This window comes from Bacillus sp. SIMBA_008 (assembly GCF_046535495.1).
In the GTDB taxonomy this organism is placed as follows: domain Bacteria; phylum Bacillota; class Bacilli; order Bacillales; family Bacillaceae; genus Bacillus; species Bacillus subtilis.
Genome location: NZ_JAWRWL010000952.1, coordinates 1 through 249 on the forward strand (window position 1 = coordinate 1; position 249 = coordinate 249).

At 67.9% G+C, this 249-nt stretch carries 1 protein-coding gene; it reads left to right on the plus strand.

The window, feature by feature from the left end; genetic code table 11:
• A partial coding sequence (locus tag SB658_RS26190; protein ID WP_410603407.1) for a hypothetical protein occupies nucleotides 1-249 on the plus strand: 249 nt, incomplete at both ends.

Sequence of the window (249 nt, forward strand, 5' to 3'; positions counted from 1 at the left end):
CGTGGGTCGCCCTGTACACGATCGCCGTGTTCGTCTCGACACGGGCGGCCTGGATCGGTTACGGCATCGCGACCGTGATCTGGTTCGCGGGCTTTCAGATCGATCTGGTGATCGCCGCCGGCGGCCCCGACAACCCTCTCGTGCCGACGATCACCGGCAACATCGCCCAGACGGCCGTCATGCTGCTCGTCCCCACGCTCATCGGCATCTCGGTCGGCGGGCGCCGACGGTACGAGCAGGCGCTCATCG